General features: G+C 58.7%; 21 protein-coding genes and 2 pseudogenes. 16 read left to right on the forward strand and 7 right to left on the reverse strand.

From position 1 onward, the window contains the following. The first annotated feature begins 209 nt into the window (after positions 1-209). A complete protein-coding gene (locus AB8A23_RS11220; RefSeq protein ID WP_439059740.1) occupies positions 210-1,406 on the forward strand; it encodes a DUF932 domain-containing protein in 1,197 nt (398 codons plus the stop codon). A gap of 242 nt (positions 1,407-1,648) precedes the next feature. On the opposite strand, the gene AB8A23_RS11225 is transcribed toward AB8A23_RS11220, so the two are convergent. Continuing rightward, entirely contained in the window at positions 1,649-1,903 is a 255-nt protein-coding gene (locus AB8A23_RS11225) for a helix-turn-helix domain-containing protein (protein WP_315843642.1), read from the reverse strand. A gap of 155 nt (positions 1,904-2,058) precedes the next feature. On the opposite strand from AB8A23_RS11225, the gene AB8A23_RS11230 reads away from it, so the two are divergent. From AB8A23_RS11230 to AB8A23_RS11280, 11 genes and pseudogenes are all read left to right on the forward strand, one after another. Continuing rightward, positions 2,059-2,337, forward strand: coding sequence for a DNA -binding domain-containing protein (locus tag AB8A23_RS11230; RefSeq protein ID WP_439059739.1), 279 nt, complete (start codon positions 2,059-2,061; stop codon positions 2,335-2,337). A 162-nt stretch (positions 2,338-2,499) separates the two neighbouring features. Further along, a complete protein-coding gene (locus AB8A23_RS11235; RefSeq protein ID WP_439066021.1) occupies positions 2,500-2,694 on the forward strand; it encodes a transcriptional regulator domain-containing protein in 195 nt (64 codons plus the stop codon). 58 nt (positions 2,695-2,752) lie between these two features. Next, positions 2,753-3,268: a DUF2285 domain-containing protein gene (locus AB8A23_RS11240; protein WP_439059737.1), complete on the forward strand. Its 516-nt coding sequence runs from the start codon at positions 2,753-2,755 to the stop codon at positions 3,266-3,268. A 133-nt stretch (positions 3,269-3,401) separates the two neighbouring features. Next, on the forward strand, positions 3,402-3,686 hold the full coding sequence (locus tag AB8A23_RS11245; protein WP_262047337.1) for a helix-turn-helix transcriptional regulator: 285 nt from the start codon (positions 3,402-3,404) through the stop codon (positions 3,684-3,686). A 111-nt stretch (positions 3,687-3,797) separates the two neighbouring features. Beyond that, positions 3,798-4,588: pseudogene (locus AB8A23_RS11250) on the forward strand (replication initiator protein A). Between the two features lie 448 nt (positions 4,589-5,036). Continuing rightward, on the forward strand, positions 5,037-5,501 hold the full coding sequence (locus AB8A23_RS11255) for a DUF2840 domain-containing protein (protein WP_439059736.1): 465 nt from the start codon (positions 5,037-5,039) through the stop codon (positions 5,499-5,501). Next, positions 5,498-6,010 (forward strand): S26 family signal peptidase, encoded by a 513-nt coding sequence (locus tag AB8A23_RS11260; RefSeq protein ID WP_439059735.1) that lies wholly within the window; start codon positions 5,498-5,500, stop codon positions 6,008-6,010. The genes AB8A23_RS11255 and AB8A23_RS11260 overlap by 4 nt, the downstream gene beginning before the upstream one ends. Beyond that, positions 6,010-6,915 (forward strand): lytic transglycosylase domain-containing protein, encoded by a 906-nt coding sequence (locus AB8A23_RS11265; RefSeq protein ID WP_439059734.1) that lies wholly within the window; start codon positions 6,010-6,012, stop codon positions 6,913-6,915. The genes AB8A23_RS11260 and AB8A23_RS11265 overlap by 1 nt, the downstream gene beginning before the upstream one ends. Positions 6,916-7,168: 253 nt before the next feature. Beyond that, positions 7,169-8,932, forward strand: a complete 1,764-nt coding sequence (locus tag AB8A23_RS11270; protein ID WP_439059733.1) for a relaxase/mobilization nuclease domain-containing protein — start codon at positions 7,169-7,171, stop codon at positions 8,930-8,932. A 44-nt stretch (positions 8,933-8,976) separates the two neighbouring features. After that, entirely contained in the window at positions 8,977-10,968 is a 1,992-nt protein-coding gene (locus tag AB8A23_RS11275) for a conjugal transfer protein TraG (RefSeq protein ID WP_439059732.1), read from the forward strand. A 4-nt stretch (positions 10,969-10,972) separates the two neighbouring features. Beyond that, positions 10,973-11,398: a CopG family transcriptional regulator gene (locus tag AB8A23_RS11280; RefSeq protein ID WP_439059731.1), complete on the forward strand. Its 426-nt coding sequence runs from the start codon at positions 10,973-10,975 to the stop codon at positions 11,396-11,398. Between the two features lie 304 nt (positions 11,399-11,702). Here the strand turns inward: AB8A23_RS11280 and AB8A23_RS11285 are convergent, their stop codons facing one another. The 5 genes and pseudogenes from AB8A23_RS11285 to AB8A23_RS11305 all read right to left on the reverse strand — a co-directional run bounded on the left by AB8A23_RS11285 (position 11,703) and on the right by AB8A23_RS11305 (position 19,599). After that, positions 11,703-11,852, reverse strand: coding sequence for a hypothetical protein (locus AB8A23_RS11285; protein ID WP_439059730.1), 150 nt, complete (start codon positions 11,850-11,852; stop codon positions 11,703-11,705). A gap of 149 nt (positions 11,853-12,001) precedes the next feature. Further along, positions 12,002-13,585, reverse strand: a complete 1,584-nt coding sequence (locus AB8A23_RS11290; protein ID WP_439059729.1) for an RHS repeat domain-containing protein — start codon at positions 13,583-13,585, stop codon at positions 12,002-12,004. Continuing rightward, positions 13,582-17,466, reverse strand: coding sequence for an FG-GAP-like repeat-containing protein (locus AB8A23_RS11295; protein ID WP_439059728.1), 3,885 nt, complete (start codon positions 17,464-17,466; stop codon positions 13,582-13,584). The genes AB8A23_RS11290 and AB8A23_RS11295 overlap by 4 nt, the downstream gene beginning before the upstream one ends. A 773-nt stretch (positions 17,467-18,239) precedes the next feature. Next, positions 18,240-19,351: pseudogene (dinB, locus tag AB8A23_RS11300) on the reverse strand (DNA polymerase IV). Then, entirely contained in the window at positions 19,330-19,599 is a 270-nt protein-coding gene (locus AB8A23_RS11305; protein WP_439059605.1) for a hypothetical protein, read from the reverse strand. Before AB8A23_RS11305 ends, dinB begins: the two are co-directional and overlap by 22 nt. 258 nt (positions 19,600-19,857) lie before the next feature. Here AB8A23_RS11305 and AB8A23_RS11310 point away from each other — a divergent pair, with 258 nt between their 5' ends. Beyond that, positions 19,858-21,513 (forward strand): acetolactate synthase large subunit, encoded by a 1,656-nt coding sequence (locus AB8A23_RS11310; protein ID WP_439059727.1) that lies wholly within the window; start codon positions 19,858-19,860, stop codon positions 21,511-21,513. A 268-nt stretch (positions 21,514-21,781) separates the two neighbouring features. Here the strand turns inward: AB8A23_RS11310 and AB8A23_RS11315 are convergent, their stop codons facing one another. Next, positions 21,782-22,687: a hypothetical protein gene (locus tag AB8A23_RS11315; RefSeq protein WP_439059726.1), complete on the reverse strand. Its 906-nt coding sequence runs from the start codon at positions 22,685-22,687 to the stop codon at positions 21,782-21,784. A 714-nt stretch (positions 22,688-23,401) separates the two neighbouring features. Between AB8A23_RS11315 and trbB the strand changes: the two genes are divergently transcribed. From trbB to AB8A23_RS11330, 3 genes are read left to right on the forward strand one after another with little or no spacing between them, the layout of a single operon-like run. Continuing rightward, complete coding sequence (gene trbB, locus AB8A23_RS11320; protein ID WP_439060537.1) at positions 23,402-24,322, forward strand: P-type conjugative transfer ATPase TrbB; 921 nt, start codon at positions 23,402-23,404, stop codon at positions 24,320-24,322. A 50-nt stretch (positions 24,323-24,372) separates the two neighbouring features. Further along, positions 24,373-24,645, forward strand: coding sequence for a TrbC/VirB2 family protein (locus tag AB8A23_RS11325; protein WP_439059725.1), 273 nt, complete (start codon positions 24,373-24,375; stop codon positions 24,643-24,645). Next, on the forward strand, positions 24,645-24,908 hold the full coding sequence (locus tag AB8A23_RS11330) for a VirB3 family type IV secretion system protein (RefSeq protein ID WP_439059724.1): 264 nt from the start codon (positions 24,645-24,647) through the stop codon (positions 24,906-24,908). The genes AB8A23_RS11325 and AB8A23_RS11330 overlap by 1 nt, the downstream gene beginning before the upstream one ends.

The following is a 24,908-nucleotide window of genomic DNA, read 5'->3' on the forward strand; positions in this document are numbered from 1 at the left end:
CCGGCGCCGGCCGGAGTGGTCTCCCCGGTCTTCCGCGCCAAGAGGAATTCATAGGACGCATGAATTCCAGACGCGTGCAGACGCGCGCCCCGCTGGGCGGGTGATCCCCCTCCACTCCGGCCGCCCTTGCCCTTGCTACCCCGGTCTCGCCGACGGGCAGGGTTGCAGCGCAGCGCTGCGCTTCAACCCAGCCTCAAGGAGAATGACTCATGACCATGATGTCCCTGACCCAGAACGAGCAGCTTGTTTCCAGCGGCTTTCGCGTGGACGTGTCGCGCGGCGAGCGTGTTGGCCGCGTGTCGTCAGAATGGTTTTCCCGACCCGATGACGAGCGTTATCTGAGCCTGACCGATCTTTATGAAGCGGTATGCCGCCGCGCCGAGCGTGCGCAGACCCGCACCGTTGAAAGCCGTGCGGTCAGGGCGGAGGCAAGCCGTGACAGCGCCGAGCGGCTGGACCTGATCGTGCCGGGGCGTGATGAACCCGTTGCGCCGACGCATTGGAGCTTTGGGCAATTGTGCAGTCTTGTCGGCGCACCGTCATCCTATCTACGGCAGCTTCCCGCGCCGCTGGCTGGGATCAATCTGCAACACGGCTTGCTGTCCCACCGCGCCGAGTTGCTGAAAACCTTGGAGGCTGATGACGGTCGTGTCGAGCTTCGCGCCGTGACCGGCCCGGACTATGGCCGCATTTGGGATCACGAGTTGGTCGCCGCCGTCATGAAGATCGCGGGCAATGGGACCGAAGATAAACGCTGGAAGGTGCCGGGTGTGCTCGACTGGAACACGATGACGCATAACCCATTTGTGGACATCACCAAGGACACGACGACGCTCTACGCCAGTGACCGCGACGTGTTCCTGTTTCTGGTGGATGACACGCACCCCATCGAGGCGGGACGTCTGCCGGATGGATCGCCGGATTTGTATTTTCGGGGTTTCTATTGCTGGAACAGTGAAGTCGGATCGAAGACGCTCGGCATCGCCTCGTTTTATCTTCGAGCCGTCTGCATGAACCGCAATCTCTGGGGCGTCGAGAACTTCGAGCAAATCACCATCCGGCATTCGAAATTCGCTGCACAGCGTTTCGCTCATGAGGCGGCACCGGCGCTCACGAGCTTCGCCAATTCTTCGCCCGCGCCGTTCGTCGCCGGTATCAAGGCCGCGCGCGAGCGGATCGTCGCCCGCAGCGACGAAGACCGTGACAGCTTTTTGCGCAAGCGCGGGTTCTCCAGATCCGAGACGGCGAAAATCATCGAGACCGTGTTGTATGAGGAAGGCCGCTCACCGGAAAGCGTGTTTGATTTCGTGCAAGGGATCACCGCGCTGGCCCGTGGCAAGGCGCATCAAGACGAGCGTCTTGAACTTGAGGGTAAGGCGAAGCGACTGTTGGAACGCGTTGCCTGACGGGCTAATAGCCGCGCAGCCGGAAGCTGGTTGCGCGGCCAGCGCTTATCGAGGCTTTATGCTTTGCAATTTGCCGCCGATCCGATTTCCGGATCGGCGGCGGACGCGTATCCGCGTCCGGGGCTCGCCGGGCCTGCGGCCCGGCTCGCGAAGGCCACAGCCCAACTTTTGTCTGGTAAAAACAGGAGAATCACTACCCCAGAGAAGCCAGTGTCTGCATCCTGCACAGCCTAGCTTCTTCTCTAAGTCTTTCGCTTGGTTGTCTTCGGCCGTTCGTCGCGCGCTTCATCATCGGGCTGAACGAGCTCGACGTGACTGACGCCGAGCGTGCTGGAAAGATGGAATAGCGTTACGACCGTCGGATTTCGCCGGCCGCGTTCGAGACCGCTGATATATTGCTGCGTGAAGCCGGAGGCCTCAGCGAAACGCTCCTGGGTGAAGCCTTTTTCCCTTCTCAGCCGTTCGAAATTTCGGCCCACAAGTTTGCGCATATCCATTCGCGCAACTTGCGTCTTTACATACTATGAGGTTTATCTCCTATAATGTGTATTCGCGGATGAGGCTGGCAGCTGAGATTTAAATGCGACTAAGGTGCTGCTGCACGCAACCTCGACATCGCCGTAAGAATTTAGGGATTATCGCTAGGAGCACGATGCAGACACCGCCGCTCGATCCTGACGTCGCGGACGTTGCGCCCACCGATCCGGCGCTGACGGTCTACGACGAGCAGCATGTTGTGACGTATATGCGCCTTCTCTCCGCCGAGTCTGAGGGGGCCGACTGGCGAGAAGTCGCGCGGGTCGTGCTGCATCTTGATCCCGACAGCGAACCAGTTCGTGCGCGCAATGCGTTTGAAAGCCATCTGGCCCGCGCCAAATGGATGACTGAGCATGGTTATCGTCATTTGCTACGCGGTGGCGCGACCAAATAGAAAAAGCCAGTCACACGAACTTTCTTTCGAGAAAAACAATTCTTTTCGTGCAGTGATCACTTTGAAGCATCGCGCGCGATGCTCAATCGGGGACTTCCTGCAACCTCTTGGATCCGAATTTATTGCCCCGCAATCTTCAATATGTTGCGTGGGGTCAGAGCAATGCCTGAATTCGACTGGCGAGCGCCAGAGTCGTACAAGCGCGTACAAGATGCCGAAATCACCGGCATCGCCTGGGAATACCTTCGTCGCAATCCGGACTATCGGCGTGACTACGAGGAGATGGTCAGGGCCGGACGCGTCCATCATGTGACGGCCGGTTTCAGGAGGAGATGGGGCCTCTGCTTTCGCGCATGACCCGCAAGGGTCGTTCAACACACAGACGATTTTCTGGGCGCCCGAGGCTCTGCCGACGGTGGTGCCGATCGGTCGGTCTGTATCGTCTTCGGATGTTGACGGCGTCGGCCCCATCGATCTGACGGTGGGCGATCTGCGCCGAGCGTCTGACGGTTGGCATGCAGTTCTGCGAATTCGTGGAGCTGAGCATCGTCTGTGGCTGGCGGAGCCGCCGACGGTGAGCATGTCGTATACGGCGGTGCTGCCGCTCGACTCTGATTTCGAAGTTCGCGCGCACGCTGCCCATCGACTGTGGCGGGCCATCAATGGGCGAGCGCCCGGCCCGGCATTTCACGAACTATCTCCTCAACGCCGCGAACGCTTGGTTCTGGCGGTTCGTGCGCTCGATGGGCGCATGGACGGCGGTACCTATCGTGCGGTCGCCGAAGTGTTGTTCGGTAAGAAGCGCATCCCCGAGCGTGCCTGGAAAACCCACGATCTCCGCAATCGCACCATTCGCCTGGTCCAGAGCGGCGTTGCGTTGATGCGTGGCGGCTATCGCGAGTTGCTGCGCTACAGGCGCAAACAGAAGTAACGCTGATTTCGCCGGGGTATCGCAACCGCACCCCGCGATCATCGGCATCCCCCTTCGCGGCCTTGCTCCGCCATCGTGACCACCGACGCGCAACAATTCTCGCTGATGCGCAGTGTTACCACGGAGCCTTCAAATGCCCGATCTTATGGCCGGCTTGCCGCCGCGCTTTCTGCGCACCCCCGAGGCTGCGCGCTTCTTGGGTCTCTCCGGCCGCACGCTGGAAAAACACCGCACCTACGGCACCGGTCCAACCTACCGGAAGATCGGCGGCCGCGTCGTCTATGCGCTCGACGATCTGCAGGCTTGGGCGGATCGCGGTGCCAAAACGTCAACGTCCGATCCGGGGAAGGGCACCGTGCTGCCCGCCAAGAAACACGAGGCGGTGCTGCGTCCGTATGCCGGTCAAGAGCGACGCTGATTGTCACGGGAGCGGGTCGTGACGAGGCATCGGCATAAATCGGAACGCGAACAGCTCGATCTCTTTCGCGCGCTGCCCGGCGATCTCGCGCCACGCGATGCGCAGGATCTGATGGCCTATCCATTCTTTTCCCTGGCCAAATCCAAGCGTGTCGTACCGATCGATTTTCGCGCGGGAACCGTCACCATTCGTGTCGAGGCCGTGCCAGAGCACGGCATGGCGACCATCTGGGACGCGGACGTTCTGATCTGGGCTGCCTCGCAGATTGTCGAGGCGCGTGATGCCGGTTTGAAGACGTCGCGCCTGATGGCTGCAACACCATATGAAATTCTGACCTTCGTCGGCCGCGGCACCGGTGCACGCGATTATGATCGGCTGAAGGCCGGTCTCGACAGGCTGCAATCAACGACCGTGCTGACCTCGATCCGCCAGCCGACCGAACGGCGGCGGCATCGCTTCTCCTGGATTAACGAGTGGAAGGAGACCGCCGACGCACATGGGCGACCATTTGGCTCGAGCTAATCCTGCCGGACTGGTTCTACGCCGGCGTCGTGGACGACGCGCTCGTGTTGACAATTGACCCCGCCTATTTCGATCTGACCGGTGGACTTGAGCGCTGGCTTTATCGGCTCGTCCGCAAGCATGGCGGTCGCCAGGAGGGCGGCTGGAGCTTCGACTTTATCTACCTTCACGCCAAGTCCGGCAGCCTCTCGCCGCTCAAGCATTTTGCTTACGATTTGCGCGAGATCGTCCGTCGCCAGACATTGCCTGGCTATCGGCTCGTTATCGAACGTGACCTCCGCGGCACCGAGCGTCTCATCTTCGCACCTCACCCGATCGATCCATTCGCTGCACGGCTGCGCAAGCGCCGGCTCGTTCCTCCATCGGAGGACGACCTGTGAATCAGCTCGTGCTATCGGGGACCGCAACCCTCGTGCCATCAGGGACTGGGTCCTCGTGCTATCGGGGACCAAAATCGGGTCTAAGGCCTTGTTGCTCAACGCTTTGCAGCGTCCGTAACTTTCCTAACCTAAAATCCTTCGGATTTTCTCTAACGGACCCGGCGTTTGTTGCTGCTGGGGATAACCAGCCAAGGTTCAGCGCGAGCACAGTTCGCGTCTCGCTCCCCGATCCAATTCAGAGCCAGCGCGTTCGTAAGAAGCGGCTCCGGCAACAGGCGTGCTCTGCGCAAGGCCGGGCCCCGATCGCACTGCGGTCAGTCAAGCATCCGCATCGATTGTTAGGTCTCACCCCACGCGATCGGTGTCTGCGATCCCTGAAGCATGACCGACGCGCATCGTCGCCGTCGAACTGCAACCGGGTTCATCTTTTCAAACATGGAGGAGGTTCATGAGCGATCTCACGCAGGTCGAGATTCTGTGGCTTGAGAAGCGTATCGAGAATCGGATTCGCTTCGGCCGCATTGTCGAAGAGCAGATTCTAGATCGCCGCCGGCGCGTTGTGTCATTTGCGCCCGGCAGCATCTTCGCGTTCGTTCGCTGGACCTCAAATGACTTCGGCACGGTCATCTCGCGGATCGACATCTTGCGGGCAGTCGGGGCCGGTCAGCGTTGCGCCACGGTGCCCTATGTGAGACCCGGCGGCGACATTCTGTTGCGATTGTCAGGCTGGCCCAAGGTCGAGCGGGTGCTGCAACTGGTCGATGCGATCGAGGCGCTCGGCATCGATCCCGCGGACGCTGCACCTGATTATTGGCATCACGTCCATAACCGCATGTCCGTCAACGAAGCTCCACGGAGCTACACCAAGTCGCGGCATCAGGCCTGGCTTCACCGGCGGAGGATCGCGCCATGAATGGTAGGTTCGCGGCGCTTGCAGTCATGCTTGTCGGGATCACCGTTCTCGTTGCCCCGGTCGTCGCGGAGCCAGTTCCACTCTACGTGTGGAATGTTTCCGAAAGTGTACCGCTTGGCCTCTATCGCTTACGGCCCGCAGACAGGCTGTTTGTCACCGAACTCGTCGCCATCCAGCCACCAGAGCCGCTGGCGAGTTTTCTTGATCTGAACGGCTATCTGCCAGTCGGCATTCCCATGTTGAAGCGCGTACTGGCGCTTCCGGGGCAAACGGTTTGCAGAAGCGGGCGCACTATCTCGGTCGATGCGATCGACATAGGAGAAGCGCGCGAACGAGACAGCCGCGGCCGGCCACTGCCGGTCTGGCACGGCTGTCGTGTTATCGGCGAGGACGAACTCTTCCTGATGAACTGGCAGTCCAAAGACTCGCTGGACGGACGGTACTTCGGGCCGATCGCGGCATCTGCCGTCATCGGCCGCGCGTTCCCTGTGTGGATCGCGGAGGAGTGATGATGCGCATCTTTCCTTCTCGATCTGCCATTCCTCTGTTCGACCGGACGCTGCACCATTCCTCCGTCCCGACCAAAATTCGCAAAGCCGCCGCGCACAGCGGCGGTCCAGGGCGGCCGCAAGGCCGGCGCGAAGCAGCTTTACCCTGGACGGGCGCGAGCACGGCGGCATGCTTGCGTCGTTTAGGGACGGCAGCTTGTACCGTCGTGATGGTGTTGTCGTTTGCGATCGTGCAGGTTAATGCCGCACAAGCTGATAACGCATCAAACAGACATCCGCCGAGCGCACGGGCTGCCGTGTCGTTTGCGAATCTGATCGAAGAGGCCTCACGCCGCTTCGCCTTACCGGCGTACTGGATACGCGCCGTGATGACCGCCGAAAGTGCCGGAGACGCGCGGGCCAGATCGCCAAAAGGCGCGATGGGGTTGATGCAGATCATGCCCGAGACCTGGGCGGACCTGCGCATACGTCACCGCTTGGGCAACAATCCTTACGATCCGCGCGACAATATCCTGGCGGGTGCGGCGTACCTCAGCGAGCTGCACAACCGCTACGGCTCGCCCGGTTTCCTTGCGGCGTACAATGCGGGCCCGGGCCGCTACGAACAATATCTAGCGGGCCGTCCATTGCCGGCCGAGACCCGCGCTTATGTGGCAACCCTTGCTCCTTTGTTCGGTGGCGATGAACTCGCCGGCCCAATCTCCGTGGCAGCGCTTCATTCGAAGTCATGGACCGAGGCGCCGCTGTTTATCAGGAGATTTGAACGCGCAACCGCTGTCGATCGTGTGTCGGCTGAGCGTCGATCGGACCACGTTCCGGCGGGCGATCCAATGCGCAATATCTCTGCAAACCTGCCGCAAGCGCGCAGCCTGTTTGTTGCTCGATCCAGTGCGGGAGGCCTGTAATGACGGGATGTGCAGTCTGGCGCGCTATGGCGTGCTCCGGGATGGAATGGCTGGGAAGGCGAGAGCAGCAGGGAAGCACGACAGTGGGACGGCGAGATAAAAGAGGCTCGCCGGTCGAACCACAAGCCATTGGAATGGCTTGGGTTCGGCCGTGCCGGTCGGTCGAGGCGCGTGCCGCGCCTGATGCTTTCGCCAATGAATTCAACAATGTTTTCGGCACTGTCTGCGAATTCATGCTCGCGGAGCCTTTGCCGTGAGCGCAGGCGACAGCGATTTACGCATCCGGCCCGGCCGTATCCGCGGGACGCGAGCGCCTAGGGCCAAGAGCTTCATCAGCCAAGTGCTGCGTGCGGCGAAGAAGGCCGGTCCCACCTCGAGTCTTGCGGCTGCGGGGAAGCGCTCCTCAAGCTATGGGCGCTCGACCTTTGGGCGTGGCCGGATCAGCTTTAGCCGCAATCGCTTGTTCAGTCCGGCGCGGCGCGTGGTGGTGAAGGCGCGCGTTGTCCGCCATCAAGGCCGTTCCTTTCGTTCCGCACCGCTGACCGCCCATCTCTCTTATCTGAAGCGCGACGGCGTCACCCGTAACAGTGAGAAGGCGGTGATGTTCGATGCCCGTAGTGACCGCACTGACGACGCAGGCTTCGCGGAGCGCTGCAAGGACGACCGGCATCATTTCCGCTTCATCGTCTCGCCCGAGGACGCCGGCGAGATGACCGATCTCAAAGCTTTCACGCGCGATCTCGCCAGGCAAATGGAAGTCGATCTTGGTACTCGGCTCGAGTGGGTCGCCGTCGATCACTGGAACACGGACAATCCGCATGTTCATCTGCTCGTGCGCGGCGTCGATCAGACCGGCGCCGACCTCGTGATATCCAGAGATTACATCGGCCGGGGCCTGCGCTCGCGCGCCGAGGAACTGGTCTCGATCGAGCTTGGTCCGAAGCCCGAGCGCGAGATTCGGAATGCCCTGGAAAAGGAGATCGCGGCCGAACGCTGGACGCGGCTCGACGTTGAGATTCGCATGGCGGCCGACGAAGCCGGCGCCATCAACCTGCGCCTTGAAAATCCCGGCGCGGCCGATCCCGAAATCCGCCGCCTGATGATCGGACGGCTCCAGCATCTGGAGAAGATGGGCCTTGCCGCGCCGGCCGGCCCCGGCGAATGGATGGTCGGGCTAGAGGCCGAACGCAACCTTCGCGATCTCGGCATGCGCGGCGACATCATCAAGACGATGCACCGCGCCTTTACAGAGCGCGGGGAGGCCCGCGGTGTTGCCGACTATATGATCGATAGTGAGAAGCCGGGATCGCCGATCATCGGTCGGCTGGTCGATAAGGGACTTCATGACGAGCTGACCGGCGAGGCCTATGCCGTGATCGACGGTACGGACGGCCGCGCCCACCATGTTCGCCTTCGGGGCATTGAGGCGTTCGAGCACGCGCCGCCCATCGGAGGGATCGTCGAGGTTCGCCGCTTCGGAAGCCCGGACGACCCGCGCCCGATGTTGGTGCTCGCCAACCGCAGCGATTTCGACCTCAACCAGCAGATCGCCGCGCCCGGCGCGACCTGGATCGACCATCGACTTGTTGAGCGCGATCCGATGCCGCTGGCCATGGACGGGTTTGGTCGCGAAGCGCGCGACGCCATGCAGGCTCGTGCCGAACATCTTGCCGGCGAAGGGCTCGCCCGGCGGCAGGGTCAGCGCATCATCATCCAGCGCGATCTCTTGAACACCTTGCGTCGACGCGAACTGGACGCGGTGGGTGCAAAACTCTCAGCCACGACGGGATTGCCACACATGAAGGCCGCGACTGGCGAGCATGTCGCCGGCACCTATCGTCAACGCCTGACGCTCGCCTCCGGCCGTTTCGCCATGATCGACAACAGCCTCGGCTTCCAGCTCGTGCCCTGGTCGCGCGAAATCGAGAAAAAGCTCGGCCAGCACGTCGCAGGCGTTACCAAGGGCGGCGGCGGTATCGAGTGGACCCTTGGTCGCAAACGAGACCTGGGCTTGTAGCTCCATCGTTTCCACAACGCTTCATCACAAGAAGGACGTTCGCCATGTCCGCGACCAAAATCCTCTGGGGCCAGATCATCGTTGTCTTCCTGATCGTGTTGTTCACGATCTGGGGCGCCACCGAATGGACGGCGTGGCGGCTCGGCTTCCAACCTGAACTCGGCCGGCCCTGGTTCGAACTCGCCGGGATGCCGGTCTACTATCCGCCAGTCTTCTTCTGGTGGTGGTACATCTTTGATGCCTATGCGCCACAGGTCTTCGTCGAGGGCGCCTTCATCGCCGCGTCCGGCAGCTTCATCTCGATCGCGGCGGCGATCGGCATGTCGGTGTGGCGGGCGCGGGAAGCGAAGAACGTCGAAACCTACGGTTCGGCGCGCTGGGCCGATCTGCGCGGGGTGAAGGCAGCCGGGTTGCTTGGCGCCGACGGCGTCGTGCTGGGCCAGCTCGGCCACGAGTATCTGCGTCACGACGGCCCGGAGCATGTGCTGTGCTTCGCGCCGACCCGATCCGGCAAAGGCGTCGGCCTGGTCGTGCCGTCGCTCTTGACCTGGCCTGGCTCGGCGATCGTTCACGATATCAAAGGCGAAAACTGGCAGCTCACTGCCGGCTACCGCTCGCGGCACGGCCGCGTGCTGCTGTTCGATCCGACGAACGCCAGGTCGGCGGCGTACAATCCACTGCTGGAGGTCCGCCGCGGCGAATGGGAGGTGCGTGACGTCCAGAACGTCGCCGATGTGCTGGTCGATCCGGAGGGATCGCTCGACAAGCGGAACCATTGGGAGAAGACCAGCCATTCGCTGCTCGTCGGCGCGATCCTGCATGTGCTCTATGCCGAGGTGGACAAGACACTGGCCGGCGTTGCCGCGTTCCTCTCCGATCCCAAGCGGCCGATCGAGACGACGCTGCAAGCGATGATGACCACGCCGCACCTCGGCGAGAAAGGTCCGCATCCCGTCGTTGCATCGACCGCACGCGAGCTGCTTAACAAGTCTGACAATGAACGCTCGGGCGTGTTGTCCACCGCCATGTCGTTTCTCGGACTCTACCGCGATCCCGTCGTCGCCGAGGTGACCTGTCGCTGCGATTGGCGGATTGCCGATCTGATTGCCGATCCGCGGCCAGCAACCCTCTACCTCGTGGTGCCGCCGTCTGATATCTCGCGGACCAAGCCCCTGATCCGCCTGGTGCTGAACCAGATCGGCCGAAGGCTCACCGAGGATCTGCATGCGAAGGATCGCCGTCACCGTATCCTGATGATGCTCGATGAGTTCCCGGCGCTTGGCCGGCTCGACTTCTTCGAATCCGCTCTGGCCTTCATGGCAGGTTACGGCATCAAGAGCTTTCTGATCGCGCAGTCGCTGAACCAGATCGAAAAGGCCTATGGCGCCAACAACTCGATCCTCGACAACTGCCATGTCCGCGTCAGCTTTGCCACCAACGACGAGCGCACGGCGAAGCGTGTCTCCGATGCGCTGGGGACAGCGACCGAGATGCGCGCCATGAAGAACTATGCTGGTCACAGGCTGAATCCGTGGCTTGGTCACCTCATGGTCTCGCGGCAGGAGACAGCGAGGCCGCTGCTCACGCCGGGCGAGGTGATGCAGCTCCCGCCCAATGACGAGATTGTCATGGTGGCCGGTACGCCGCCGATCCGGGCGAAGAAGGCTCGCTATTACGAGGATCACCGTTTTACCGAACGGGTCTTGGCGCCACCCGATCCCGCGAAGTCCGGCCGGTCGTCACGGACGGATGCGTGGTCGGTGCTGAAGCCGCAGACGCCGGTCACGGTATTGCCAGCAGTAATCGGGAGGGCGGAACAGGACGCTGCCAATAGCGGCTTGCGCCGCGAACCCGAGCTTCCCGACCATGTCGCCATCGCCAAGGAGACGACCGACCCGAGGCCGGCGGAAGAGTTTGCCATTGTACTCGACGACGAGTCGGACGATGCCGTCAGCCAAGCTCGCATTCTGCGCCAGCAGATGCGTGGCATCGCCCGACAGGTCTCGCTCGACCCCAATGATGGCATGGAGTTGTGAGACCATGCGGGACCGGATGAATGTGTATTTTCCGCCGGAGCTTCTGAGGCAGGTCGCCGATCTTGCCGACCGCAAGAAACTTTCTCGATCGGCGATCGTGGAAGCGGCGGTCGCCTCGTTTCTGTCTCCAGATGGAGAGGATCGGCGCGAGGCGGCGTTCGCGCGCCGTCTCGACCGGCTGTCGCGACAAATGCAGAGGCTGGAGCGGGATGTTGGCCTGACCGCCGAAACACTCGCCTTGTTCATTCGCTTCTGGCTGACGATCACGCCGCCCTTGCCGAACGAAGCGCAAGCTGCCGCCCAGATCAAGGGCCGCGAACGTTTTGGGGGGTTTATTGAGACCCTTGGTCGCCGTCTACAGAAGGGCCAGAATTTCCTACGCGAGATCCCGGACGACATCGTGAACGAAAAACCGGATGACCGGAGCTAATGGACTTCTCAGAAGCCAGAATCCTCGTGGCCAAGATGTCGATAGCAGAGTCTTCGGTATCGGTCGTGGCTTCAGTGAAGGCGTACAAGGTTCAATTAGCGTCCGCCCGGACGGGAAGGCTGATGATTTCTGGCACTAAGCCAAAAGCGAAGTCGAAAGCGATGCACCTGGCGACGAAGAATCGAAGCCGATGTCGGAGTAAGCCCAAAAGGCCCCGCTCAGATCGTTTGCCTCAGACCATGGTTGAGGCGAGGGGCACCTTGGCGGTTTCATCACCTTCCTCGTTCATAACCTGAATGAAGTTTCAGTTGCGTATCATGGTGGGCTGCTCTGTCCCGATCCTATAAGCGATGAAGCTGCCGTGATCCTTGGCTTCGTCATCATTTACGCCTTCGTGGCCGAGAATGTCGTGAGCGGAGATCTGTCCGGTGAGATGAAAGAAGTACTTGGGCATACCCGGCCAACTGGCGGAAGGGCTGCTTTCCTGACAGCCCCCGATGGCTCTGTGTGCATAGCCCCTGGCTCGCTGGCCGAACTAGACGCCAAAGGGCGATTGCACGCGAATGAGTGGGACGCGCTCAGTGTGGCACAATCACCTGTGAGCTAACCGGTTCGACCTCGCCTTTCCGCTCGATCGTACTTGCCGCTATCCGTTCCGCCCTTGCCACCAGTTTTTCCCGATGAACGACTGGATGTCGCGCCTTCCCCTGCATTCGGCCTTTCCCGAACGCCTCCTCCGTCCGACGATTTCTTATCGTTCTGCTCCTTAATTGATTTCACGGTATCCATGAGGCCCTGAACGTCCTTCACTTGCCCCTCTACCGCAAGAGCCTTGTTCGCCAGCTCGACGAATTCCTTCGCTTCTTTAATCGATAGGTTGGCCGTCGAAGCAATCTCCTTAATAGCATTAGGACTCTTCAGAAGCTCTCTCAAGTCTGCCAATGCCTTGATGCCCGACCCAGCCTTAACTGATCGTTCGGCATCCCCCGTGACTGCAAAAGCCACCACCATAGCGAAGCCGACCGTAGCAGCCGTCGTTGGATCGCTCAGTGCCTTCACTGCATCTGCGATGACCATATCAGCTGGGTTGTCACTTAAGGCAGCCTTCAGATCTGCAGTAGCGTTTACCATGCCGACAAACGCAATGCCGATCAAAGCGTTATTAACCCCCGGTGCCAGGATGGCTCCTTCTGCCAAAACACTTCCCGCGGCCAGGACTGTTAGAGTCGAGATCGCGAAGCCCTTCCATCGACTCAATTTTTCCTCGGTCATTGCTCCTGTGGCGTCTAGATAGAAGTTCGGATTATGCGCCGCGTAGGCGTAACGATTTGAGAATTTCGAATCGGATCGCTCACCGATCGCAACGTCCGGTTCCACAAAAAGCGCCAGATTTGGATCGTAAGCTCGTGCGTCGAAGTCAAGCAATTGGAGAAAGCGGTTACTTCCCCCAATCTGCTCTGACGGCTCTAACAATGCACGCTTGAACTGAAAGTAGAGCCCATCCGCGATAAGTGGGGTCGGGAAATTGGTATGAGATATAACCTCGCCAAATGATGTGAAGAACACTTTGTCAGCAACGTATCCATTAGAATCAAGGATAAGTGATGGGTTTCCACTAATGTCCTTGTGAAAATAGAGGCTTGAGTTTTGTCTGCGTAGGATCCTGGTTGTGCCTGATACGCTCAAGTCCAGCTCGCAGACGCCCAATCTGCATCGGACATCGGAGAAGGGAAAATAAGTCGCGCTGGAGCCGGCGACTCGTTGAACAACCCGTCGACCATTGGCATTGACCGAGAACGTTTTCTTTACGCTCTGTCCATCTACGCCAATCAAACGCCCCAGAGGATCGTGGCGAAGTGTGTACTTCGGATTCTTCGCAATGTTCCCATCGGTATCATAAGTTAACGCCTGGCCTCCTACGGCACTTGGCCCATTGTCCGATACGCTGGCGTTGTACTGGTAAGGACCGCTCTGCGAGCTGCTCGCGAGACGGTCAAGGCTGTCGTAGGAGTGACTCTGCGTTACGCTTGGAAACTTGCTCCAGCTCGAATTCGTGAGCCGTCCAAAATTGTCATACGAAAAATTTTGAACCCCATCGAGTGCGTGATCGATTGAGCTGATATTTCCTGAAGACGTGTAAGAAGCATGTTGAGACTGCAGAGTGTGAGCTGAGCTATTCTGGATCACAATTCCGCATAGTCGGAAAGGAGCGCGCAGTCGGCATCGAGCGCTCCATATTTTCTCAGTTCTGTTGTTCCGTTGCTGTACGAAATCGACCTTGGATCACCTAGTGGCGTAAACGTATCTATCGATGCGCCGACTCGTTGTAGCCCTGCTCCGGAATAGATTTGCGATAAGTACCTGCCGGAGTACCTCCGCTCAATACTCTTAGCATCGGAGTACTGTGTTGAAAGAAGTCGGCCGGACTGGTCGCGGCTATAATCTGCAATGAATTCAAAATCACCTGATTTAAACTGCTCTCTCTTGGGCAATCCCATTTTATCATATGTCGTCGTCTCGAGGCTGTCTGGCCCCTCGAGTTGATAGAGTTTACCGACGGCTAGTCGAGCTGTTGCATCGTATCGGTATGTGTGGCGAGTCGCTGGAGCGTCAGTCGGCGTGATGACTTCAGAGACGGTGCGACCCAAATCGTCGTATGCATATTCAACCTTGGCCCCGTTTTCGGTAGTTCTCGACAGGAGTAATCCACGATCTCCTCCGTATCGAAAGTTGACGCGCCCGGAATCTGGTTCGGTGCTCTCAATCATGTTTCCGAGCATATCGTAATTGCGTGAGGCAGAACGCTGCGAGGGGTTCACATAACTCAAGAGACGGCCCACGCCGTCATACTTAAAGCTAAATGTCGCGCGTGATGTCGCACTATCCGGCGGGCATTGATAACCGGTTGCGTTAATAAGGTCGCGCCGTATGACCCGCCCGGACGAGTCGAAAGCCTCACGCGTTTGTCGTCCAAATTGATCTATCTGGGTTTTCGTAGACGCGCGGTAGCAAACTGTAGTCTCAGTTCCGTCGGGGAATTTCACAGTTGTTACATTGTCGAATGCATCGTACGTGAGGTCGAACATTCCTGAAGTAAGATCACCTTCGAAATGTGGCAAGTTGACCTTCGTTAGTCGCCCCTTTCCGTCATAGAAGCGCTCTTGGACAATTGCTCGCGTGTCGATGCCTGTGCGACGAACTGACGTCACGCGCCCATTGCCATCGTAGTTAGCCTCAAGGAATTGCCCATTCTCTGCGTCCAGTCTTGCAGTCTGAGCGCCCGGTGTTCCCCACTTTGGATATTGTATTTTCTTTGCGACACAATTCGGCTGGTCGATGCGACAGTCTGCTCGAGAGTGTTGCGTCAGTCTCCTAAATTCATCGTATGAGAACTCAGTCCGTATTCGGTTCAAGTCGACCTGGGCGAACAGCTTGCCGTGCAATCCAGCCGGCGCCGCCTTCTGCAGCCCATAGAACTCAAAGCTCTCTTGGTGACTCAGAGAGTTGATCTTCTGAAGGACGACACTTCGTGACGCATCGGTTTTTGCAGTTTCCCAGAAATTGCCGACGCGCGTGCATATAGTGTTCCCCGACGCATCGTACGCTTGCGTAACAAGCAGCGCGTCGGTTGGGCTACGGTATCGAAGAACGCCGGAGGGGGCGTTAGGTGGGGGGCTCGATACTCCCGGTATTAACTGGGAGCATTTTGTGTCCGCGCCGGAGTATCGATATTCTGTTCGGGCGAGCAACGCAGAGGTGACTCCGTCAACGGTGCGATCATTGGTGATAATATCGACAATCCAAGCTGCAACGTTGGGGGCGTACTCTCGTGTTCGTGTTTGCACTATGGTGGCGCCGTCGTGCGTTATGTCTTTCAGATAATTGCCAAATTCATCGTGCTGGCTTTCGGTCCGGCTGGTCGAGCAATTGACAGGAGTGGCAATGTCACATCGATCAACGGTGAGCTCAGATAGTAGTCGGAGGTATGGCCCTTGAGCCGGCATGGGCCGGTACTGCATCGCTTGACGAACGCTATAATCCGCGCTGCCTTGCACTTCACGCGCAATTGGGAGGCCAGCGAATCTGGCAGTAGCAGATTTAATGTCAGGGCTGCCAGAGGGCGTGTCACCTTGTAAAAAGGTTATCGCTGTTGTCTGGAGAGGAGCGCCGTCTAGCTTCTGTGTGCTCGTAACCTTGGCGAAGCCTCGAAAATCACGCGCTAAGACGCCAACGATACCGCCTTCATAGTGGTACTCGGTCTCGAATTTGCTTGGTCCGTTGGAAGTTGATACTAGGCGAACTACCGGTATGACAGATGGCATATCAGTATGAGGGAATTCGCTCGACGACGCGTAGCGAATATCTGTAACTCCGCCGAATTCATTGGTGATAGACTTTAGAATTCCGTCGGAGAGAACGGAGTGGTCGTTCTCCTGTGCCAGCAATACTCTTAGTTTATTCGAGACGTCGATCGCGATTAGGTCAGGTCGGTCGTCACCATTTAAGTCGGCGAGAAACCATTGCACCATGCGTTGCTTTGCCGGATAGCCCAAGAATTCGGCGGACGCTTCAAAGACAACGTTGCGTGAGGCGTATTTGCCGGCATCCATGCTAAATAGTTTGGTCGAACTATCGGCGACCACCATGAAATCGCTAATTCCATCTCCATTCAGTTCAACCGAGGTGCTGTTTTTGTTGCCTGCGGTCATTTCGGGGGCAGACACTGTTAGCAGTTCAGGAAGTCCTGCCGCGCCGCGGTTTCGCAGTTGGGTCATGGTATTTGCCGAGGAGAAGAAAAGGTCTGGCAAGCCATCCGCATTGGCGTCACCAGCGATCAATCGAAATGGCTCGCTCATGGGTACGCCAGCGGCGACTTGTACGGGTGAAGTTAGGGCCCCGGCTACCGTGAATCCACACAGCACACGTCCATCGCGCGTCACGAGTAACAGATCTGGAACTCCGTCACCGTTGAAGTCCGCGAAGAGGTACTTGTCTAGTTGTTCACCTTCGCCGAACTGTACGGGGGTGGTAAATGCGATCTCCAGATCGCCTGTCTTTAACGCGCCGCTTTTTACGACGCCGTGATGATCAGTGAATATCACTTCGGGAATGCCGTCTCCCGTCAGATCTGCGAATGAATACCGGCCTTCTTGGAAGACGACATCGCGATAATGCTTTGGATCGATGTCCTCCCGGTAGGGCGCGAACGCAATTCGCCCGAACGGCTTTTCCGGCCCGAGTGAGCCATCCTTTACAATCGCACGTGATACAATCTGCTGATTGGCATTGATAAAGACGACATCGTCTCGCCCGTCTCCATCTATGTCCAGTACGCGATAGCGCGAGATGGCGCCGGTGCCGAATGAGCCATGATCAAGCCATGAGAATTGAGCGCCAGATTTGACCAGCGTCAGTATTCTTCCATCGTCCGTAATAAGTAAGGGGGTCGACGAGCCCGTTGATGCAGATCGCGCGAATCGCAAGCGTCCCTCAGAGGCGTTTCCCGACGTAAGTTGCTCGGATTGGATCTCTTTGAAACGATTGGGTATCTCGCTGTCGAATCTGAACTTTGCGATTATGCGAGTTGCGGTCTGATCTTGCTCCGATCGTTCGGTCACTGATTGGAGGCGCGGCCAAGTGGTTTGTGGTGATGGTGCGTATGTGAATTCGTAGCGCTTTACGGCCCCACTTGGCGAAACGACCCGAATTGCACCGATCACGGCATCGTTTGCGTTCCCGGTTGAGTACGAAGGCCAGGAGTAGGAAAGGGTGGTCCAGTCGAAGAATGCTTCATACTTAAATGCGCCGGTGCCCCACGTTATTTTCGATATCCGAGTGTTCGACCATGTATATGTTTGTGTCTCGCCCCACCGGTTGACTTGTTGACGTAGCAGCAGTTCTTTGATTTTCCCGTTGGGGAGGAGCGAGATGGTTTCAGGTGTACCGCCAAAGATCAACTGCGCACCGTGGCCATCACGTGCGATGTAGCTCGATGCACCAGATGCTTCGAAGCGGTAAGGTATAGAAGTGACTTCGGGAAACAGAAATCCATTTGTGTCTTTGATCAAACGCGAGTATCCGGAATCTTCGACGAATGTCCAGCCCGACGCGTTAGGAATGCGCGAGAATAGCGGGTCGCTTCGTACAGACGGAAAGCTGACGTCACATCCAACGCCACAATTCCCCATGGAACGTTGAGTTCTATATTTAAGTATCACTCTCGGGGAGATTAGAGATGCCGTAGGCATCTCTAGGGGGATTTCGAAATTTCCCAGCCCGACAAAGTCCGATACGCCAAACTCAATTGGTTTGGGAATTGCGAATTCTTTTAGCTCTCCCTCTGCGACTAAGGGGACTGCCGTCGGAGGTGGCTCGGAGTCTTGCGCTAGTGCTATCGAAGGGAGACAGGTGGCGACAATGAAAGCCAGAATGCGAAGTATCATCCATATCTCCGACGCGAAATGTTGTTACTGCTTCCGATAAAGACGTCATGAAGCGGCGCTTATGGCAGCAGAAAGTCGAAAAAAGCTGACTTGAAATATACGCTTGCGAGTGAAAGGAGTTTTGGCGATCGTCGAGAAACGAAACGCGGTTGGAACTTCAGTGATGGCCGGAATAGTATTGTGTTGCGCTCAGCTAATAACCTAACGTCTCTAATCTTGGCGCTGTTGCTCGTCGTCATTTGTCTGATCCAGCACGGAATCGAACATTATAAGAGCGCAACCGTTGGTAGAGCGCAAGAACGTTTTGCGGAGTTGGCGCCGATGATAGTGTGATTGTGGAGTTTCTCGCCGGACGGTCCAACCGTTGCGGGACTGGAGCTTCTTCTTTCTTCGCTTGTCTAAATGGGTAATTGGAATTGGGATTGCTCATCGTGCCCGTCCGTCTGAAGTGCCGATAGCGCAACACCGAGAAGCCGCACTGCTTTCGGCAGTGGCATTGAGCGTTCGAGAAGTGATACCGCGACCCGTTCGAGTTCTTCGCGGTTTGATACGGCTGTAGGCATTGATTGGCTTCGTGACATGATTTCAAAGTCAGCGAACTTCACCTTCAGCGTGACGGTTCGCCCGCGGTTCCCGGTGTTCGCGCAGTGCTGCCACACCTTGTCGACGAGGGGCTGCAACGCAGCAATCATGGCGTCGAACTTAGTGAGGTCGTCGAAGAAAGTGTTCTCGGCGCCGACGGATTTCCGGATGCGGTTGGCGCGGACAGGACGTTCGTCGATGCCGCGCGAAATCCAGTAGTAATAGGTCCCGGCTTTGCCGAAGTGTGCCTCCAGGAACGTCAGCGCCTGATTTCGAATGTCGAGGCCTGTCTGGATGCCCAATGCGTTGAATTTGGCCGCCGTCGCCGGTCCGATGCCGTGGAACTTGCCAACTGGTAGGGTTTCCACGAAGGCAGTACCCATCTCCGGAGAGATGACGTACTGACCGTTTGGCTTTCGATGGTCGGAGGCGAGTTTGGCCAGGAACTTGTTGTAAGAGATGCCGGCGGAGGCATTAGTCCTGTCTCGGCTTTGATTTTAATGCGGATCGCCAGTGCGATGTCGCGCGCCAGTGGAATGCCCTGAAGGTTCTCGGTAACATCCAGATAAGCCTCGTCCAGCGACAGCGGTTCGATGATCGGCGTGTGCTCGGCGAATATCTCTCGGATCTGCTGGCTGATGGCCTTGTAGACCTCGAAGCGCGGTTTCACGAAGATTAGATCTGGACACTGACGTTTGGCTGTAACGGACGGCATCGCCGAGCGGACGCCGAATTTGCGGGCTTCGTAACTCGCTGCTGCCACGACCCCGCGCTCCCGAGAGGCGCCGACGGCGACAGGTTTGCCGCGAAGCTCCGGATTATCCCGCTGTTCGACTGATGCGTAGAAGGCATCCATGTCGATATGGATGATCTTACGCTGTCGGATTTCCGGCGCGACGTCGTTCGTCACCGGGCCATCGGTTTCCATTTGCCGTCTCTGATCGCCAGCATCGCCTTCGCAACCGGAGTGGATGCGCGATCGGCCGGTCCATCGGCCGCCGCCTCGACGGCGCGCCAGTCGATCAGAACGGTGCCGTCTGGAGCGACCTCATAGAGGCCGACGCCCACTGGAGTGCCTGAGATGCGTTCGGTTCGGACGGGGCGCTGCGTGATGTCTTGCGCCAGCGCGGCAGCGGGCAGCATGATGGCAAGTACGGCGATCCACATTATGCGCATCTGGTGCATCCTTCTTCAGGCCTTGGACTACGATCTTACAGGGCAGGCAGATCGGATCGTCAACGGCCGAGGATATGGCGTCTCGAACGCGGGTCAGCAACCATTGTCCTCTCGGCTGCCGGTCGGTTCCTGGCAGGTGCAGGAGGCGCATATCCGGGCAATCTGGGAAGGGCGCGCTCAGACGCCTAGTCCACCAAACGTTTCATTAAATGGACCTGTTTGTCCAATACGGTGCTGGGCAAACGGAGGAGCTTGACGATGAATAACGAGGACCGCGAAATGAAAGGCTCCGATCTGCTAGTGGCGGCTCTCGAAAACGAGGGCGTTGACCGCATCTTTGGCGTCCCGGGCGAGGAGAACCTCGACGTCGTCGAGAGCTTGCGCAAGTCTTCCATCGAACTGGTCGTCACGCGTCACGAGCAGCCCGCCGCCTTTATGGCTGCGACCCACGGGCGCCTCACAGGCAGGCCAGGTGTCGCGCTCAGCACTTTGGGGCCCGGAGCCTTGAATCTCTCGACAGGGGCTGCCTATGGGCTCCTGGGAGGCATGCCGATGGTCCTGATCACTGGCCAGAAGGCGATCCACGCCAGCCGGCAGGCCCACTTCCAGATCGTGGACGTCGTCGCGAGCATGAAGCCGCTCACGAAACTGTCGCAGCAGATCGTAAGTGCGTCTTCGATTGCGACCGTCGTCCGGAATGCTTTCCGGATTGCAATGGAGGAGCGTCCCGGACCCGTGCACCTGGAGCTTCCGGAAGATGTCGCGGCGGAGAAGGTGTCCGGCGTTTCGGTGATCCCGGTCCACCCGACCGATCTCCCGGCGCCCTCGATGGACGCCGTCCGGAAGGCCGCCGAGCTCATCCTCTCGGCGAAATGCCCATTGCTCATGTTCGGTGCCGGTGCCAGCAGGCCCAGGCTCGCGCCCGCGCTCTCCGAGTTCGTCCGCCGGGTGAAGATCCCATTCTTCAACACGCAGATGGGGAAGGGGGCCGTCGGCGGGGCGTCCGACTACTATGTCGGCACGGCGGCGCTGAGCGAACGCGACTACGTCCATCGCGCGATCGACTGCGCCGACCTGATCATCACCATCGGCCACGACACCATCGAAAAGCCGCCATTCATCATGGGGCGTGGCCGCCATCAGGTGCTCCACATCGGCTTCACGCCAGCGACGGTCGAGGAGGTTTACTACCCGCAAGCTGAACTTATCGGCGACATTGCGAAAGGTCTCGACATGCTGGCGGCCGAGCTCGATGGGAAGCTCAAGCAGACCACGCAGTGGGACGGCGTGCGCGCGGATATCCTGCGCCACATCGGCGACCGGGCCAACGAAGACCGCTTTCCGCTGACCCCGCAGCGGATCGTCCACGACGTCCGCCAGGTCATGCCACCCGACGGCATCGTCGCGTTGGACAACGGGATGTACAAGATATGGTTCGCGCGTAACTACCGCACGGACGTCGCCAACACGCTGCTGCTCGACAATGCGCTTGCGACGATGGGAGCGGGGCTTCCGTCGGGCATGATGGCGGCACTGCTGAATCCGAAGCGCCGTGTGCTCGTTGTCGCCGGCGACGGCGGTTTTATGATGAATTCGCAGGAACTGGAGACCGCGCAGCGTCTGAAGCTCGATCTCGTCGTACTCGTCATCGAGGATCACGCCTACGGGATGATCAGGTGGAAGCAGGCCGTCGACGGTTTCGCCGATGCGGGGATGACTTTCGGCAATCCGGATTTCGTCGCCTACGCCCAGTCCTACGGGGCCCAGGGCCATCGCGTGACCGAGGCGGGCGGTCTGGCGCCGACACTGGAGAAGGCCTTCGCAGCTGGTGGCCTCCACCTCGTGGTAGTGCCGGTGGATTACAGCGAGAATGTTCGTGTTTTGGTGGACGAACTGGCCGACATGCAGCGATAGCCGCTAAAAACCATTCGACAACTGAAAACGGGCTAAAGTTGGCTGCATTTGCATCATGAGGTGGCCGTAGATAGCGACTCGGTCAACGCGCGGTGTCGCCTCAGCTTCATGAACGCTGCTAGCAGCATTGGAAAGTTTTTGTGGATCAGAGGCGCCACTGCGTTCGGCCTATTCATTTGCCTCACGCAGTTATGGAAGGCTTTTGGCGCGTTCTTCTCCGTCAAGATGAAGTGACCAGAACGCCAGCTTTTTCCCTCGCGCAAGTGATCTAGAATCGCCCGGCTGGCCGTGTGGAATAAAGCGGAGCACTCGTGCCCGTAATAACACCTGGATTCAAGGTAATCGATGAGCCGGAAATAGTGCCATAAATACGATTTGAAACAGAGCTTGAGCCTGCATCTACGACATTAAACCGCATGATATTGTTTGGCGAAGCAACGTCCTGCAGCGAGAGACCGCCGTTTGCCGAAATCACTCCGTTCGTCAGGCCCCCGTTGGCGGAAACAACGTCAAAATTCGCCCCCCGGAATCCTGCGTTGAACGGTGATTGGGAGTACGCGCTGCCGAATATCCCGTTGTGTGCTTCGTATATAGAACCGCCACTTCGATCAACTTTACCATTTGCTGTGCCGCCGATCTGGGCATTGTGAATTTTGGTTGAAGTCTCGCTCGATTTACGGGTCTTGGGCTTGCTCTGCGGCAGCGGGACATCAATTCTATTCTGGCTCGGGCTGGCATCTTCACCCTTATGGATCGGCTGCACTGCTACGTCGTGAGTACCGCTCTGATTGTCGCTCGCAACGGCCGCATCGCTATTTTTCACCGGTTCGGCTTCCGCTGACTTGATGCTCGTTGTGTCAGCATCAGCTGACTTAACTCCGGCTACGGGTGTGGCAGCATCTGCAGTCTTAACCGGAGGATCTGCTGTTTTTGGGTCTAGCATGGCCTTCGGTGCCAAGAACGCTAAGGCGCAGGCAACGGAGGCCGTCGTCACGATGCTTTTCAGGCGGCTATGTCGAAGAAAGTACGCAACAGCACCCAAGAAAGCTGAGGTCAGGATAGGATAAGCCCAACCTACGAAATGCTTCAACATGTCGATAGTGATGTGACTAAACACATGCTCGAAAAAGTGTTCGTAGAAATGGCGGACAATCAACACGGGGTCTATGTTCATTTTTTGCTCCCCAGATAGAAGGCTCACTTCGTCAGCGTAGGGTTCCTTCTGTTACCTTCAAAGCGATTTTACTTAATACCAATGGATAGCAGCTATGCTGGCACTCGCAATGCCGAGTGTTTTAGAACGTAATAACATTACATGGGTGGCGCGGTTCTGTTGCGAGATCTAGGGCGCCTGCGCTTCGGAGGAGCTGCTAACTCTTCGGATATGTTTGCAATCTGATAGGTTCGATTGCCGCACTGAGATCGTCCGCAATAGTCATCTTCACGAGCAAGTACCCGAAGACGCTGCCAGGCACGAGCCCGACAATGAAGAGTATGGCCCAAATGCCTAGAAGCATGTCCATGTTTAGAAGCGGTCCTTATTTGAGAGCGCTGGAGCTTGATGCTACCGGCGTTTTACAATCGCTATCAAAGAGCAGATCGGGCAACTCTCAGTAATCACTGCAAGACCTACATGGTGCCTACCCGTTTCAGCCCGGTGAGTGTTTCGAGTTCGCGCGGACGACGGAGTCTTCGGTACCGCTCATTTCGCCGAGTTCTTCTCTTTCTACGCCAAGCTACGATCGTCTTGGGAGCGTTGTTGCGCCAAGCCAATTCCTGCCTTTTCTAATCATCCTCATGTGAGGGCGCTTTTCACGCGACCTCGTTGGTGAGGGCGGTCGTGGCAATTCATTCGGCTCAAGCAGAGGCGATCTCGCGCGGCGCGCGCATGCTCCGCAGCGCGCTCGGGCCCGCCATTGCACGATACCTGGAGGACGCCTCGATCGTCGAGGTGATGCTCAATCCCGATGGCCGGTTGTGGATCGACCGGCTGTCGAGCGGTTTGACCGACACGGGAGAGACCCTCTCGGCCGCTGACGGAGAACGCATCGTTCGGCTGGTGGCGCACCACGTCGGTGCGGAGGTGCATGCTGGTGCGCCGCGCGTTTCCGCTGAACTGCCCGAGACCGGAGAGCGCTTCGAAGGTCTGCTGCCGCCGGTGGTTGCGGCGCCTGCGTTTGCTATCCGCAAGCCGGCGGTCGCCGTGTTCACGCTCGACGACTACGTCGCCGCCGGCATCATGACATCGGACCAGGCTGAGGCCCTGCGGAGTTCGGTTGCTGAGCGCAGAAACATTCTGGTCGCCGGCGGCACCTCGACTGGCAAGACCACGTTGACCAACGCCCTTCTTGCGGAAGTCGCCAAAACCTCTGACCGCGTGGTGCTGATCGAGGATACGCGCGAACTGCAGTGCAAGGCGCCGAACCTCGTAGCCTTACGCACCAAGGACGGAATCGTCTCGCTGTCAGATCTCGTGCGGTCGTCACTTCGGTTGCGACCGGACCGCATCCCTATCGGCGAGGTGCGAGGCGCCGAGGCGCTCGATCTCCTCAAGGCCTGGGGTACCGGCCATCCCGGTGGCATCGGCACCATTCATGCCGGGACAGCGCTCGGCGCACTGCGCCGGCTCGAGCAGCTCATCCAGGAAGCGGTCATCACCGTTCCGCGCGCCCTGATCGCTGAAACCATCAACATCGTCGCCGTGCTTGCCGGCCGCGGCGCGGATCGCCGTCTCACCGAACTCGCTTGCGTCACCGGGCTCGGACCAGCCGGCGACTACAGCCTTTCACCAGCAGGAGACCAAACATGAGGCCTCGATCATCTCTTTTTTTACGTGCCAAGTCGCTCAGCTTATCAGGCATGGTTCTATTCGCTGCAGCTCCGGCTTGGGCTGCGGGATCCAATATGCCGTGGGAGCAGCCACTCAATCAGATCCTGCAATCGGTCGAGGGGCCGGTCGCCAAGATCATCGCGGTGATCATCATCATCGTCACGGGTCTCACGCTCGCCTTCGGCGACTCCTCCGGTGGTTTTCGTCGGTTGATCCAGATCGTGTTCGGCCTCTCGATCGCCTTCGCCGCATCGAGCTTCTTTTTGTCATTCTTTTCGTTCGGCGGCGGGATCTTGATCTGATGGACGAGCCCGTCGTTGGCTTCGTGGCGCCTGTGCATCGCGCGCTAACCGAGCCGATCCTGATGGGTGGCGCGCCCCGGGCGGTCGCCATCGTCAACGGCACCTTCGCGGCCGCCCTTGGTCTCGGTCTGCGGCTCTGGATCGCAGGTCTCTTGCTCTGGACGGTAGGCCATGCGGCCGCGGTCTGGGCCGCCAAGCGTGACCCCGCCTTCGTCGATGTGGTGCGCCGTCATCTGCGCATTCCCGGTCATCTCAACATTTGA

It is taken from the genome of Tardiphaga sp. 619_E2_N8_4 (assembly GCF_051810905.1).
GTDB lineage: Bacteria > Pseudomonadota > Alphaproteobacteria > Rhizobiales > Xanthobacteraceae > Tardiphaga > Tardiphaga robiniae.